10 protein-coding genes and 2 tRNA genes are annotated in these 14314 nt (G+C 64.0%); all 12 read left to right on the top strand.

What is annotated here, in order from left to right; genetic code table 11:
* Positions 1 to 4: 4 nt before the first annotated feature.
* Positions 5 to 667, top strand: a complete 663-nt coding sequence (locus tag AC3IR9_RS14550) for an NADH-quinone oxidoreductase subunit J (RefSeq protein ID WP_489291520.1) — start codon at positions 5 to 7, stop codon at positions 665 to 667.
* A complete protein-coding gene (gene nuoK, locus AC3IR9_RS14545) occupies positions 664 to 969 on the top strand; it encodes an NADH-quinone oxidoreductase subunit NuoK (protein WP_489291518.1) in 306 nt (101 codons plus the stop codon). Before AC3IR9_RS14550 ends, nuoK begins: the two co-directional genes overlap by 4 nt.
* A gap of 7 nt (positions 970 to 976) precedes the next feature.
* Positions 977 to 3193, top strand: a complete 2217-nt coding sequence (nuoL, locus tag AC3IR9_RS14540; RefSeq protein ID WP_489291516.1) for an NADH-quinone oxidoreductase subunit L — start codon at positions 977 to 979, stop codon at positions 3191 to 3193.
* Between the two features lie 23 nt (positions 3194 to 3216).
* Positions 3217 to 4725 (top strand): NADH-quinone oxidoreductase subunit M, encoded by a 1509-nt coding sequence (locus tag AC3IR9_RS14535; protein ID WP_489291514.1) that lies wholly within the window; start codon positions 3217 to 3219, stop codon positions 4723 to 4725.
* A gap of 36 nt (positions 4726 to 4761) precedes the next feature.
* Positions 4762 to 6222, top strand: coding sequence for an NADH-quinone oxidoreductase subunit NuoN (gene nuoN, locus AC3IR9_RS14530; RefSeq protein ID WP_489291512.1), 1461 nt, complete (start codon positions 4762 to 4764; stop codon positions 6220 to 6222).
* Between the two features lie 126 nt (positions 6223 to 6348).
* Positions 6349 to 6425: transfer RNA gene (locus AC3IR9_RS14525), tRNA-Met, on the top strand.
* A 187-nt stretch (positions 6426 to 6612) separates the two neighbouring features.
* A tRNA-Met gene (locus tag AC3IR9_RS14520) sits at positions 6613 to 6689 on the top strand.
* Between the two features lie 1035 nt (positions 6690 to 7724).
* On the top strand, positions 7725 to 8315 hold the full coding sequence (rimP, locus tag AC3IR9_RS14515) for a ribosome maturation factor RimP (protein ID WP_489291510.1): 591 nt from the start codon (positions 7725 to 7727) through the stop codon (positions 8313 to 8315).
* A 4-nt stretch (positions 8316 to 8319) separates the two neighbouring features.
* Positions 8320 to 9831, top strand: a complete 1512-nt coding sequence (nusA, locus tag AC3IR9_RS14510; protein WP_489291509.1) for a transcription termination factor NusA — start codon at positions 8320 to 8322, stop codon at positions 9829 to 9831.
* Positions 9832 to 9926: 95 nt separating this feature from the next.
* The gene (gene infB / locus AC3IR9_RS14505) at positions 9927 to 12566 is read left to right on the top strand and encodes a translation initiation factor IF-2 (RefSeq protein WP_489291507.1); all 2640 of its coding nucleotides are present in this window, start codon (positions 9927 to 9929) and stop codon (positions 12564 to 12566) included.
* A gap of 138 nt (positions 12567 to 12704) precedes the next feature.
* Positions 12705 to 13124, top strand: coding sequence for a 30S ribosome-binding factor RbfA (rbfA, locus tag AC3IR9_RS14500; RefSeq protein ID WP_489291505.1), 420 nt, complete (start codon positions 12705 to 12707; stop codon positions 13122 to 13124).
* 120 nt (positions 13125 to 13244) lie between these two features.
* On the top strand, positions 13245 to 14156 hold the full coding sequence (gene truB / locus AC3IR9_RS14495; protein ID WP_489291504.1) for a tRNA pseudouridine(55) synthase TruB: 912 nt from the start codon (positions 13245 to 13247) through the stop codon (positions 14154 to 14156).
* Positions 14157 to 14314: the final 158 nt, after the last annotated feature.

Below are 14314 nucleotides of genomic sequence, written 5' to 3'. Positions count from 1 at the left end.
TCGCATGATGGATTGGGTAAATATCAGTTTCTGGGTCTTCGCCATCGTGGCGGGCATTTCCGCCGCCGCGGTGATCAGTGTGCGCAATCCGGTCTATGCCGTGTTGAACCTGATCCTGACCTTCTTCTCCGTGGCCTGCATCTGGATCCTGGTCGGGGCCGAGTTCCTCGGCGTGGCCCTGGTGCTGGTCTACGTCGGCGCGGTCATGGTGCTGTTCCTGTTCGTGGTGATGATGCTGGACATCGATGCCTCCAACCTGCGCGAGGGCTGGGTACGTTACCTGCCGATCGGGCTGGTGGTGGCCGTCACCATGCTGGTGCAGATGCTGGTGCTGATCGGGGTGAAGGGCAGGGCGGTCAATCCGTTCCCGGTCGACAACGCCGCCGCACTGGCCGCCGACAGCTCCAACATCACCTGGCTGGCACGTAGCCTGTTCACCGAATACCTGCTGCCGTTCGAGTTCGCCGCCGTCATCCTGACCGTGGCCGTGGTTGCCGCGGTCATGCTGACCCTGCGCCGGCGTACCGGCCTGAAGACCCAGAACCCGTCCGAGCAGGTCCGGGTCAAGGCGCACGACCGCCTGCGCGTGGTCAAGATGGACGTGGAAAAGCCGCTGGTGCACACCCTTACCAAGAAGCCGTCCAGCGACGAGGAGGCAACGCCATGATCACCCTCGGCCATCTGTTGGCACTGGGCGCGCTGCTGTTCTGCATCAGCCTTGCCGGCATCTTCCTCAACCGCAAGAACATCATCGTGCTGCTGATGTCGGTCGAGTTGATGCTGCTGTCGGTCAATATCAATTTCGTCGGGTTTTCGCGTGAACTGGGTGACACGGCCGGACAGCTGTTCGTCTTCTTCATCCTGACCGTGGCCGCGGCCGAGGCCGCGATCGGCCTCGCGATCCTGGTAACCCTGTTCCGTAATCGCCGCACCATCAATGTCGGCGAAGTCGATTCGCTGAAGGGCTGATCCGTAGATGGAAATTACTCTCTCCAAGAGTCTGTTGATCGCAGTGGTGCTCGCACCGCTGTTCGGCAGCATCATCGCCGGCCTGTTCGGTCGCCAGGTCGGGCGCATCGGTGCGCAGACGGTCACCATCCTCGGCGTCGCCGTCAGCTGCGTGCTGTCCAGCTATGTGCTGTACATGCTGCTGTGGGGCGGTGCCCAGCCGTACAACGAGAACATCTATACGTTCTTCGAAGTCGGCCGCTACTCGGCGCACGTCGGCTTCATGATCGACAAGCTGACCGCGATGATGATGGTCGTGGTCACCTTCGTGTCGTTCCTGGTGCACGTGTACACCATCGGCTACATGCAGGATGACCCGGGCTACCAGCGGTTCTTCAGCTACATCTCGCTGTTTACCTTCTCCATGCTCACCCTGGTGATGAGCAACAACTTCCTGCAGCTGTTCTTCGGCTGGGAAGCGGTGGGCCTGGTGTCCTACCTGCTGATCGGTTTCTGGTTCAAGCGCCCGACCGCGATCTTCGCCAACATGAAGGCGTTCCTGGTCAACCGCGTCGGCGACTTCGGCTTCATCCTCGGCATCGCCGGGGTGATGTGGGTGTTCGGCAGCCTCGACTACGGCACCGTGTTCGCCAACGCGCCGATCCTGGCCCACCCCGAAGCGCAGCTGCAGGTCTGGTCCGGTTCGATCAGCCTGTTCGGCAGCTCCTTCAACGTGCTGAGCGAGCCGGTGATCTGGTCGATGGCCACCATCATCTGCATCTGCCTGTTCATCGGCGCCATGGGCAAGTCCGCCCAGGTCCCGCTGCACGTGTGGCTGCCGGACTCGATGGAAGGCCCGACCCCGATCTCGGCACTGATCCACGCCGCGACCATGGTCACCGCGGGCATCTTCATGGTCACCCGCATGTCGCCGCTGTTCGAGCTGTCGCAGACCGCGCTGAACTTCGTGCTGTTCATCGGTGCCACCACCGCGTTCTTCACCGGCCTGATCGGCATCGTGCAGAACGACATCAAGCGTGTCGTCGCGTACTCCACGCTGTCCCAGCTGGGTTACATGACCGTGGCGCTGGGGGTGTCGGCCTATTCGGCCGCCGTGTTCCACCTGATGACCCACGCCTTCTTCAAGGCGCTGCTGTTCCTGGGGGCCGGCTCGGTCATCATCGCGATGCACCATGAGCAGGACATGCGCAAGATGGGCGGCCTGCGCAAATACATGCCGATCACCTTCGTCACCATGTGGATCGGTACGCTGGCCCTGGTGGGAACGCCGTTCTTCTCCGGCTTCTACTCCAAGGACACCATCATCGAAGCGGCGCAGCACCATGCACACGTGTCCAACAGCTGGGTGGCCACCTACGGTTACTGGGCGGTGCTGGGCGGGGTGATCGTGACCAGCTTCTACAGCTTCCGCCTGCTGTTCCTGACCTTCCATGGCAAGGAACGTTTCCGCGACGCGCACGATGACGGGCATGGCCACGGCCACGACGATCACCACGCCGACGCTCCGGTTGCCGGCGCGCACGCTGCCGATGCGCACCACGGCACCACGCACGATGACGGCGGGCAGCATGACGACCACGGCCATGGCCCGCATGAGCCGCACGAAACCCCGTGGGTGGTGACGCTGCCGTTGATCCTGCTGGCGATCCCCTCGGTGGTGATCGGCTTCTTCGGCATCGGTCCGATGTTGTACGGCACCGACTGGGCCGGGCACCACGCCGAGGCGGCGATCCCGGGCCAGGTGCATTCGTTCTTCACCGGCGTCGTCGACTTCTACGACCCGGCGCGCGACACCATCGGCGCGCTGGCCGAAGAGTTCCACGGTCCGATCGCGTTCGCCCTGCATGGCATGATGGCCCCGGCCTTCTTCCTGACCGTGGCGGGCTTCCTGCTGGCGGTGCTGTTCTACCTGTGGAAGCCGGAGCTGGCGGGCAAGGCCCGCAAGACCTTCGCGCCGCTGGTATCGGTGCTGGAGAACAAGTATGGCTTCGACAAGCTGTGGATCGGTGGTTTCGCCGGTGGCGGCATCAAGCTGGGCAAGGTTTCGCGCGCGATCGACACGAACATCGTCGATGGTGTGGTGGTCAACGGTTCGGCTCGCCTGATCGATCTGGCGGCCAACCTGCTGCGTCGCACCCAATCCGGTTTCCTCTATCACTACGCCTTCGCGATGATCATCGGCCTGATTGCCCTCCTGGGCGTCCTGATGCATTACCTGCGTTGATGACCTGTACGGAATAAGAAGACGTGTCGAACTGGCCCCTACTTAGTGTTCTCATCTGGCTGCCGATCCTCGGCGGTGCCTTGATCCTTGCCATCCGTGATGCCCAAACCGCCCGCTGGGCGTCGCTGGGCGTCGCGGTGCTGACCTTCGTGGCCAGCCTGTCGCTGCTCAGCGACTACGACGTGGGGAACGACGCACTGCAGTTCGTCGAGACCCGCGCCTGGATCCCTTCCTTCGACATCGGCTACAACCTCGGTGTCGACGGCATCGCGATCGCGCTGATCCTGCTGACCACGCTGGTCTCGGTATTGGCCCTGATCGGCGCCTGGAGCGCGATCGACAAGCGCGTCAACCAATACGTCGCGGCGTTCCTGGTCCTGGAAGGCGTCACCGTCGGTATCTTCGCTGCCACCGACGCGATGCTGTTCTACGTGTTCTTCGAAGCGATGCTGATCCCGATGTTCCTGATCATCGGTGTCTGGGGCGGCCCGCGCCGCATCTACGCCGCGCTGAAGTTCTTCCTGTACACCTTCCTCGGCTCGGTGCTGATGCTGGTGGCGCTGATCTACCTGTACATGAAGGGCGGCAGCTTCCAGCTGGCCGACCTGTATGCGCTGCAGCTGTCGGGCAAGGAACAGACCTGGATATTCTTCGCGTTCCTGATCGCCTTCGCGGTCAAGGTGCCGATGTTCCCGGTCCATACCTGGCTGCCGGATGCGCACGTGGAAGCGCCGACCGCCGGTTCGGTGATCCTGGCCGCCATCGCGCTGAAGATCGGTGGCTACGGCTTCCTGCGCTTCAACCTGCCGATCGTCCCGGACGCCTCGCACGAATGGGCTTGGCTGGTGATCGCGCTGTCGCTGATCGCAGTGATCTACGTCGGCCTGGTCGCGCTGGTCCAGGACGACATGAAGAAGCTGATCGCCTATTCGTCGATCGCGCACATGGGCTTTGTCACCCTGGGCACCTTCATCGCCATGTTCCTGGTGCGTGACGCCATGACCCCGGACGCAGCCCGCCTGGGCCTGCAGGGGGCGATGGTGCAGATGATCTCGCATGGTTTCGTGTCCGGCGCGATGTTCTCCTGCGTCGGCGTGCTGTACGACCGCATGCACAGCCGTCGGATCGCCGATTACGGCGGCGTGGTCAACGTGATGCCGTGGTTTGCCACCTTTGCCATGCTGTTCTTCATGGCCAACGCCGGCCTGCCGGGTACCAGTGGTTTCGTCGGTGAGTTCATGATCATCATGGCCAGCTTCCAGCGTCATCCGGCGCTGGCGCTGGGCGCGGCGAGCACCCTGGTGATCACTGCGGCCTATACGCTGTGGCTGTACAAGCGCGTGTTCTTCGGTGAGGTGGCCAATGCCCATGTCGCCGAACTGAAGGACATCAACGGTCGCGAGTGGCTGGTACTGGGTGTATTTGCCGTGGGCACGCTCGCCCTGGGCCTGTACCCCAAGCCGCTGACCGACCTGATGGAGCCCTCGATCGCGAAGCTGGTGATGCAGATCGCATCCAGCAAGCTGCTGTAATCGGCCCGTCGTGAGTATTGATTCCAGGATTTGATGATGACCACCTCGCCGCTGTTGCCACTGACCGCCGCCGACCTGCCGCCGCTCGCTCCCGAGCTGGTGCTGATCGGCAGTGCGTTCGCCCTGTTGATGCTTGATCTTTTCATCAGTGAGAAGAACAAGATCTGGACCCACGTGCTCTCGGTTGCCGCCCTGGCCGCCGTGCTGTTCATGCTCGCCACCGGTGTGGGCGGGCAGGGGGAGGTGTTCCACGGGATGTTCGTCCGTGACACCGCCGCCGACGTGATGAAGACCGTGATCGTGCTGTGCAGCGGGCTGACCCTGATCTACGGCTGGAGCTACCTGCGCGAGCGCAAGCTGTACCAGGGCGAGATCCCGGTGCTGATCCTGTTCGGCACCGCCGGCATGATGATCCTGGTCTCGGCCGGCAGCCTGCTGATGGTCTACCTGGGCCTGGAACTGCTGGCGCTGTGTTCCTACGCGCTGGTGGCCAGCAACCGCGACAACGGCCTGGCCTCCGAAGCGGCGATGAAGTACATCGTGCTCGGTTCGCTGGCCTCGGGCCTGCTGCTGTACGGCATGTCGCTGATCTACGGCGCCACCGGCTCGCTGCACCTGGATGCGATCCATGCGGCGATTCCGCACTCCGAAGAGAAGACCCTGCTGCTGACCGGCGCGGTGTTCATGATTGCCGGCGTGGCCTTCAAGCTGGGCGCGGCGCCGTTCCACATGTGGCTGCCGGACGTCTACCAGGGCGCGCCCGCGCCGATCGCGCTGTTCATCAGCTCGGCACCGAAGCTGGCGGCATTCGGCATGGCCTACCGCCTGCTGGAAGTGGGCGTGGGCCCGCTGTCGCCGGAGTGGAAGTACCTGATTGGTGGCCTGGCGGCGTTGTCGCTGGTGGTCGGCAACCTGATGGCGATCACGCAGACCAACCTGAAGCGCATGCTGGCCTATTCGACGGTGTCGCATATCGGCTTCCTGCTGCTGGGCATCGCCGGCGGCGGCGAGAAGGGCTACGCGGCGGCACTGTTCTATGCGCTGAGCTACGCGATCATGTCGACCGCCGGCTTCGGCGCGATCATCGCGCTGTCGCGCAATGGCTTTGAAGCCGAGAAGATCGAAGACTTCAAGGGCTTGAACGCGCGCAACCCGTGGATGGCCGGCCTGGTGCTGTGCATCATGGCGTCGATGGCGGGTATCCCGCCGTTCCTGGGCTTCTGGACCAAGCTGGCCGTGCTCAACGCGGCGGTGCAGGGCGACATGCTGTGGTTGGCGATCGTGGGCGTGCTGTGCGCGGTGGTCGGTTGCTTCTATTACCTGCGCGTCATCAAGGTGATGTACTTCGATGAGCCGGTGGGCGAGCCGTTGCCGGCCAACAACGATCGCGTGCTGGGCGTGGTGCTGGGCGTGAATGCCTTGGCGCTGCTGGCGCTGGGCCTGGCCTGGAACCCGATCATGGTGTGGTGCCAGCAGGCTTTTGCACATCTTGCGTAAAAAACGATACAAAACTGCGCAATTCGTGTAATATTCGTTTCCTGAGTTGTTGATGCGGCGGTTTTGCCAGAAGATCGTTGTGTAGGTACCCACCGTTGGTCGGTACGCCAATTCATCCGCTTCTGTTGCGGGGTGGAGCAGTCTGGCAGCTCGTCGGGCTCATAACCCGAAGGTCGCAGGTTCAAATCCTGCCCCCGCTACCATATAGCTCCGGTGCAAGCCGGAGGCAGTGGGCGAATCAGGCGGCTCCGGCAACGGGGTCGCCTTTTTCGTAGAGCCGACCGTTGGTCGGCTGGCTCTGGCTCTGGCTGAGGTCTGGATATCAGCGGGGTCAAAATGTTTCAAAGGGGTTGCATGGGGCGTAAAACTCCCTTACAATTCCGCTTCTGTTGCGGGGTGGAGCAGTCTGGCAGCTCGTCGGGCTCATAACCCGAAGGTCGCAGGTTCAAATCCTGCCCCCGCTACCACAGAAAATCTGCACTGCAGATGTAGTACGCGAAAAAGCGATTCCGGAGACGGGGTCGCTTTTTTCGTTGGTGGGGGTTGGTTTTTTTAAAAGGCTTTAAGTCAAGAGCTTGTAGAGCAACGGCGCCGGCAACGGCGACTTCAAGTTCAAGTTCGGTGCGCTGGCATCTGGGAGGGCGCTGGCATGGGTAAGTCCGCGGGGCACGCTGCAAGTCCCGCTCCGCGGCCCGGCCCAGCCGCTGGCGGCTGTGCGTTCACGCGCATGCGAGGCGGTGCCTCGCGAGCAATGCGCGTTCACCCCTGTAAGCTCCGTCGGCGCATCCATGCGCCTCAGGGCCCCGCAAACTTACCCATGCCAGCGCCTCCGTAGAAGGTCGGTGCGCAACGGATATCAACGGCAGTCACTGCTTTCATTCTTCGCTGTTGGTGCTCTGCAACCTCGTGGTTGTGAGTGGTTAGTGGGTGGGGTGGGGTGGTTGGTTCGCTCTTCATCCCGCGCGCGGCGCCGGCTCCGCTCTTGGTTGCGGTGACTGGCCTGTGGACTCTGCAGGTGCCGGTACGGGTGGGTTGGCCGGACCGTTGGGCGCCATGGATGGCGCCCACGAGCCCCCAGGGATGGGTTTACGGCGTGTCCGGCCAACCCGCCCGTGCCAGTGCCCGCGACCCAGGCGACACGGCAGCCTTTGCTTTGGCTCCGGCTGTTCAGTTTGGCTCTTCAACCATTGCACCAGCGCGGTGCAACGGCTATCATCAGCGGCTTAGCGGGCTGTCCATGCGTATCCTTCCAACGGATGTGAATGGGGCTCGCTACCGGCTTCCAGGAACGGCACCCTGTAACCAGGTCGCCGCCACCCCCGGAAGGCTGGGCTCGCAGGAATACACGCCGCGTGTGTTTCTGCTACCGGAATCCAGCATGACCGGAGTTGTACCGGACAAGGGGCCCAGCGGGCCCTTTGTTGTTTCCGGAACATGTTCAGTAGAGCCCGGCCAGCGTGACTGGCCAACCCGTATCTCTTTCAACGAATTCAAGGCCGACTGTGAGCGACAAGGCAACCGAAATCGCGAATCTGCTCGCCCCCACCGTTCAGTCGCTGGGTCTGGAGCTGCTGGGCGTGGAATATCTCACCGCCCCGGGCGGAGCGACCCTGCGCCTGTATATCGACGTGCCGCTGGCCGAACAGCCCGAACGTGTCGTCAACATCGACGACTGCGAACGCGTCAGCCGCGAAGTGTCCGCGCAGATGGACGTCGAAGACCCGATCAGCGCCAATTACACCCTGGAAGTTTCTTCCCCCGGTGTCGATCGTCCGCTGTTCACCGCAGAACAATTCGAGCGTGCCATTGGCGAGTCGGCCAAGGTCACCCTCAAGCTCCCGCAGGATGGCCGTCGCCGCCTGCAGGGCGAGATTCTTGCCGTAGACAACGAGCAGGGCACCGTTACCTTCAAGGTCGACAATGCCCCGTTCACCGCCGATGTCGAGAATATCGACAAGGCACGCATCATGCCGGACTGGGCCGCCCTCGGCCTGGCTCCGACCAAACCGACTGGCCCGGCACCCAAGCAGGGTGGCAAGGCGAACAAGAAACCATCCAACGAGCCGACGGCCAAAAAGCCGCGCGCGGAGTGAGCCAATGAGCAAGGAACTTTTGCTGGTAGTGGATGCGGTCGCCAATGAAAAGGGCGTTCCGCGTGAAGTGATCTTCGATGCCATCGAGGCCGCACTGGCGTCGGCTGCGAAGAAACGCTACCCCGATGAAGAAGTGCTGGCCCGTGTGTCGATCGACCACAAGGACGGCACCTACGAAACCTTCCGCCGCTGGGAAGTGGTGGCCGATGACGTGGTCATGGAATCGCCCGATCGCCAGGTGCGTCTGATGGACGCCATCGACGAAGCCGACGGCGTGGAAGTGGGCGACTACATCGAAGAACAGATCGACAACCCGGACTTCGGCCGTATCGCCGCCCAGGCCGCCAAGCAGGTGATCGTCCAGCGCGTGCGCGAGGCCGAGCGTCAGCAGGTCGTCGATGCGTGGAAGGATCGCGTCGGCGAACTGGTCACCGGTGTGGTCAAGCGCGCCGAGCGCGGCAACATCTACGTGGACCTCGGCGGCAACGCCGAAGCCTTCATCCCGAAGGACAAGGGCATTCCGCGTGATGTACTGCGCGCCGGCGACCGCGTCCGCGGTTACCTGGCCGAAGTCCGTTCCGAACCGCGTGGCCCGCAGCTGTTCATCAGCCGCGCCGCCCCGGAATTCATGATCGAACTGTTCAAGCTCGAAGTGCCGGAAGTCGGCCAGGGCCTGGTCGAGATCAAGGCCTGCGCACGTGATCCGGGCGACCGCGCCAAGATCGCCGTGCTCGCCCACGATTCGCGTACCGATCCGATCGGTGCCTGCATCGGCATGCGCGGTTCGCGCGTGCAGGCTGTGTCCAACGAGCTCAATGGCGAGCGCGTGGACATCGTGCTGTGGAACGAGAACCCGGCCAACTTCGTCATCAACGCGATGGCGCCGGCCGAAGTGCAGTCGATCATCGTCGATGAAGAAAAGCACTCGATGGACCTGGCCGTGGCTGAAGAGCGCCTGGCCCAGGCGATTGGCAAGGGCGGCCAGAACGTGCGCCTTGCCAGCCGCCTGACCGGCTGGCAGCTCAATGTGATGACCCAGGACCAGGTGACCGCCAAGTCCGAGGCAGAGCAGGGCGTTGCCCGTCAGCTGTTCATGGACAAGCTGGAAGTGGATGAAGAAATCGCCGCCATCCTGGTGACCGAAGGCTTCAACACTGTGGAAGAAATCGCCTACGTCCCGGTCGGCGAACTGCTGGCCGTGGAAGGCTTCGACGAAGACATCGTCGAAGAGCTGCGTGCCCGTGCCCGCGATGCGCTGCTCAACGAAGCGCTGGCGGTGGAAGAAGGTCTGGAGGATGGCTCGCCGTCCGAAGACCTGCTCGCCCTGGAAGGCATGGACGAGGCAACTGCCTACGCCCTGGCCGGTCATGGCGTGCGTACCAGTGAGGACCTGTCGGACCTGGCCGCCGACGAGATCCTCGAGTTCGGTATCGAGGACCTGGACCAGGAGCGCGCCGCCGCCCTGATCCTGGCCGCCCGAGCCGAGGAGATCGCCCGCCTGGAGCGCGGCGAATGAGCCAGCGATGAACAGTGCCCTGACCCGCTCAGGGCTTAGACTCCGCGCTGCCTTCGCACGTTTCGAGGGAGCGCCAACCAGATCATAGGATCCGAATGTCGCAGCAAACCACCATCCGCAAGCTTGCCGAACTGGTCAACACCCCGGTCGATAAACTGCTCGTACAACTTGCCGAAGCCGGCATGAAGTTCAGCGGTCCCGACCAGGTCGTGACCAGCACCGAGAAGGTCAAGCTCCTGGGCTTCCTTCGTCGTTCGCACGGCAAGACCGAGCAGCCCGTCGAGAGCGCCGACGACGCCGCCAAGAAGATCACCCTCAACCGTCGCAAGTTGCAGGAAGTGACGGTCAGTGCCGGCCGCAACAAGACCACCGTCAACGTGGAGGTGCGCCAGAAGCGCACCTACATGAAGGACGCCAGTGGCAAGCCGATGACTGCGGATGAGGAGCGCGCCGACATCCTGCGCAAGCTCGATGAATCGCGCCAGCGCAATCTGGACGAGCAGCGTGCGCTGGCCGAGAAGGACCGTGCGCGCGATGAGGAAATCGCCCGCAAGCGTCAGGAAGAAGTAGACGCCAAGGAACGTGCCGAAACCGAGCGCAAGGCGGCCGAAGCGGCTGCTGAAGCGGCCAAGAATGCGCCGCCGGTCCGGGCTGCGGCTGCGGCCAAGCCGGCTGCCGACGCGCCCGCACGTGCCGCACGTCCGTCCGCGCCGTCGCCGGCGCGCCCGGCTGCGCGTGCAGACGACCGCAACGCAAACAACACCAACAACCGTCCCGGCGCCAAGCGCGACGACGAGGGTGGCAATCGCTTCGCCGGTCAGATGCATCTGTCGGCCGCCGATCGTGCCCGCCGTGGCAACAACAGCAACTCGCGCGGTCGTCCGACCGGGCGCGTGCAGCACGGGGGTCGTCGCGACAGCAACCAGTCGCGCAGTGGTGGTGGTGCCCATGGTTTCGAACGTCCGACCGCACCGGTCGTGCGTGATGTGACCATTGGCGACACCGTCACCGTCGCCGATCTGGCCCAGAAGCTGGCCCTGAAGGGCGGCGATGTGGTCAAGGCGCTGTTCAAGATGGGCGTGATGGCTACCATCACCCAGACCATCGACCATGACACCGCCGCGCTGGTGACCGAAGAACTCGGCCACAACGTGATCCGTGCCAATGCCAACGACGCCGAAGACGCGCTGCTGGCACTGGCCGGTGGCAACCAGGGCGAGCCGGTGGCACGTCCGCCGGTGGTCACCATCATGGGCCACGTCGACCACGGCAAGACCTCGCTGCTGGATTACATCCGCCGCACCAAGGTCGCGACCGGCGAAGCCGGTGGCATCACCCAGCACATCGGTGCGTACCACGTTGAAACGCCGAAGGGCGTGATCAGCTTCCTGGATACCCCGGGCCACGCGGCGTTTACGTCCATGCGTGCCCGCGGTGCCAAGCTGACCGACATCGTGGTGCTGGTGGTGGCCGCCGACGACGGTGTCATGCCGCAGACCAAGGAAGCCATCCAGCACGCCCGCACCGCCGGTGTGCCGCTGATCGTGGCGATCAACAAGATCGACAAGGCCGGCGCCGACCCGATGCGCGTCAAGAACGAACTGCTCAGCGAGCAGGTCGTCTCCGAAGACTTCGGCGGTGACACCCAGATGGTCGAGATTTCGGCCAAGGCCGGGTTGGGCATCGATGACCTGCTGGATGCGATTTCGGTCCAGTCCGAACTGCTGGAACTGAAGGCCGTGGCCGACGGCCGCGCCAACGGCGTGGTCATCGAGTCCTCGCTGGACAAGGGCCGTGGCCCGATCGCCACCGTGCTGGTGCAGCAGGGTTCGCTGAAGAAGGGCGACTACCTGGTCTGCGGTATCCAGTACGGCCGCGTGCGTGCCCTGTTCGACGAAACCGGCGCGCAGCCTGAACAGGCTGGTCCGTCGATCCCGGTGCAGGTGCTGGGTCTGTCCGGCGTGCCCGAAGCCGGCGATGATTTCGTCGTGGTCGATGACGAGCGCCTGGCCAAGGAAGTCGCGCAGCAGCGTGAAACCAAGCGCCGCGAATCGCGCCTGGTACAGTCTGCCGGCAGCCGCATGGAAGACATCATGGCGACCCTGGGCAAGGGCGATGGCCAGCAGGTGTTGAACCTGGTGATCAAGGCCGACGTGCAGGGTTCGGTGCAGGCACTGAGCCAGTCGCTGGTCGGTCTGTCCAACGAAGACATCCGCATCAACGTGATCCACTCCGGCGTGGGCGGCATCACCGAGTCGGACGCCAACTCGGCGGTTGCCTCCAAGGCCACCGTGATCGGCTTCAACGTGCGTGCCGACGCCTCGGCGCGCCGCATCATCGAAGCCAACGGCGTGGACCTGCGTTACTTCTCGATCATCTATGACGTGATCGACCAGGTGAAGCAGGTGGCTTCCGGTCTGCTCGGCGTGGAAATCCGCGAAGAGATCATCGGTATCGCCCAGGTCCGCGACGTGTTCCGCAGCTCCAAGTTCGGTGCGGTCGCCGGCTGCATGATCATCGAAGGTACGGTCAAGCGCAGCAAGCCGATCCGCGTCCTGCGCGACAGTGTCGTGGTCTTCGAAGGCGAGCTGGAATCGCTGCGTCGCTTCAAGGAAAACGTCGAGGAAGTCCGCAACGGTACCGAATGCGGTATCGGCGTGAAGGCTTACAACGACGTCAAGCCGGGTGACCAGATCGAGTGCTTCGAGCGTATCGAAGTGCCGCGCACCCTGTAATGCCCGGAACGGCCCGACCAACGGTCGGGCCCTACCATGACGAGGGGCACGACCGTTGGTCGTCCCCCGATAAATTCCCGGTAGGGCACGACCGTTGGTCGTGCCTTGCTGTAATCCGCAATAGAGAGCCCGTCCCTCGTGCCAAAAACCTTCCATCGAACCGACCGTGTTTCCGCCCAGATCCGCCGTGAACTGGGAACGCTCGTGCACAACGCAGTGCGTGAACACGGCCTGCCTTCGATCAGCGTCTCCGACGTGGAAATCACCCGTGACATGGCGCATGCCAAGATTTTCGTCACCGCGCTGATGCCCGAACGTTCGGAAGAGGCCATGAAGGGCCTGAAGGAACTGGCGTGGGGCCTGCGCATGGAGCTGGCGCGGGCGATGAAGCTGCGTCACGTGCCCGAGCTGCACTTCCACTACGATGATTCGGTGGACCGGGGCGAGCGTATCGACAACATCCTGCGCGATCTGCCCGACACGCTCGCGGCGGAGAAGAGCCGGGATGCGGACGCCGACGACGAAGACGCCGCTGACGAAGACGGCAAAAAAGTGTGATGGACCGACAGCCCGCAAGGGCTGTTGTCTTGTGGGGTGGTGCCCGGGTCGGCAAACGACCGCACCGCCGAAGGCCGGCTTGACCGGCAGCGCCCGCGGGCGCCGCAATGAACTGAATGCATGGCATCCCGAATTGTTTTCCGCCGCCTGGACGGCATCCTGCTGCTCGACAAGCCGACCGGCATGAGCTCCAACGCGGCCCTGCAGATCGCCCGTCGCCTGTACCGCGGCGAGAAGGGCGGCCATACCGGCAGTCTCGACCCGCTGGCGACCGGCCTGCTGCCGTTGTGCTTTGGCGAGGCCACCAAGATTGCCGGCCTGCTGCTGGGTTCGGCCAAGGCCTACGACGCCGAGGTCGTGCTGGGCCAGACCACCGATACCGACGATTCCGACGGCACGGTGCTGCGCGAGCGGCCGGTGCCGGCGATCAGCGCGGCCGACCTGGAGGCGGCGCTGGCACCGCTGCGCGGGCGCATCCGCCAGCGCGCGCCGATCTACTCCGCACTCAAGCAGGGCGGCGAGCCGCTGTACCTGAAGGCGCGCCGGGGCGATGCGATCGATGCCCCCGAGCGCGATGTCGAGGTGCTGTCACTGGACGTGGTGGAGCAGCGCCCGCGCGGGCTGTCGCTGCGCGTGACCTGCGGTTCAGGCACTTATATCCGCAGCCTGGCCCGTGATCTCGGCGAGACCCTGGGCTGTGGGGCGCACATTTCCGGGCTGCGCCGCCTCTGGGTGGACCCCTTCCGCACGGCCCCGATGGTGACCCTGGACACCCTGCGGGCCCTGCAGGAGCAAGGGGATGAAGCGGCCATGGACGCGCTGCTGCTGCCGCTGGAAGCCGGCCTGGCGCACTATGCGCGGGTGACCCTGGATGCTGAACAGACCCGTCGCTTCTGCCTGGGGCAGCGGCTGCGCGATCCGGGCTGGCCGCAGGGCCTGGTGACCGTTTACGGACCGGAGGAGGCCATTCAGGGCCTCGGCCAGGTTGCCGCCGACGGCATGCTGGCCCCCCAGCGGCGCTTCAACCTCTGACCGGCGGCCCTCCCGGTCCTTGTTCCGGAGGCCCGCGCCCGTTACAATTTCGCGGCGTTTTCAGGCATATCGTCTGGCGCGGTTTTACCCTTTCGTTCACGGCGAGTCACGCGGTACGTCAATGGGACGTTTCTGCGGGCCACGCATCCAAGAGAAAA

The organism is Stenotrophomonas sp. GL_101, assembly GCF_057835675.1.
This window is presented reverse-complemented; position numbering and strand designations above follow the sequence as displayed.

Bases quoted from the DNA above. Each gene is read 5' to 3' on its own strand.
- AC3IR9_RS14550 (WP_489291520.1), top strand. From the start codon at position 5: ATGATGGATTGGGTAAATATCAGTTTCTGGGTCTTCGCCATCGTGGCG.
- nuoK (WP_489291518.1), top strand. From the start codon at position 664: ATGATCACCCTCGGCCATCTGTTGGCACTGGGCGCGCTGCTGTTCTGC.
- nuoL (WP_489291516.1), top strand. From the start codon at position 977: ATGGAAATTACTCTCTCCAAGAGTCTGTTGATCGCAGTGGTGCTCGCA.
- nuoN (WP_489291512.1), top strand. From the start codon at position 4,762: ATGACCACCTCGCCGCTGTTGCCACTGACCGCCGCCGACCTGCCGCCG.
- nusA (WP_489291509.1), top strand. From the start codon at position 8,320: ATGAGCAAGGAACTTTTGCTGGTAGTGGATGCGGTCGCCAATGAAAAG.
- infB (WP_489291507.1), top strand. From the start codon at position 9,927: ATGTCGCAGCAAACCACCATCCGCAAGCTTGCCGAACTGGTCAACACC.
- truB (WP_489291504.1), top strand. From the start codon at position 13,245: ATGGCATCCCGAATTGTTTTCCGCCGCCTGGACGGCATCCTGCTGCTC.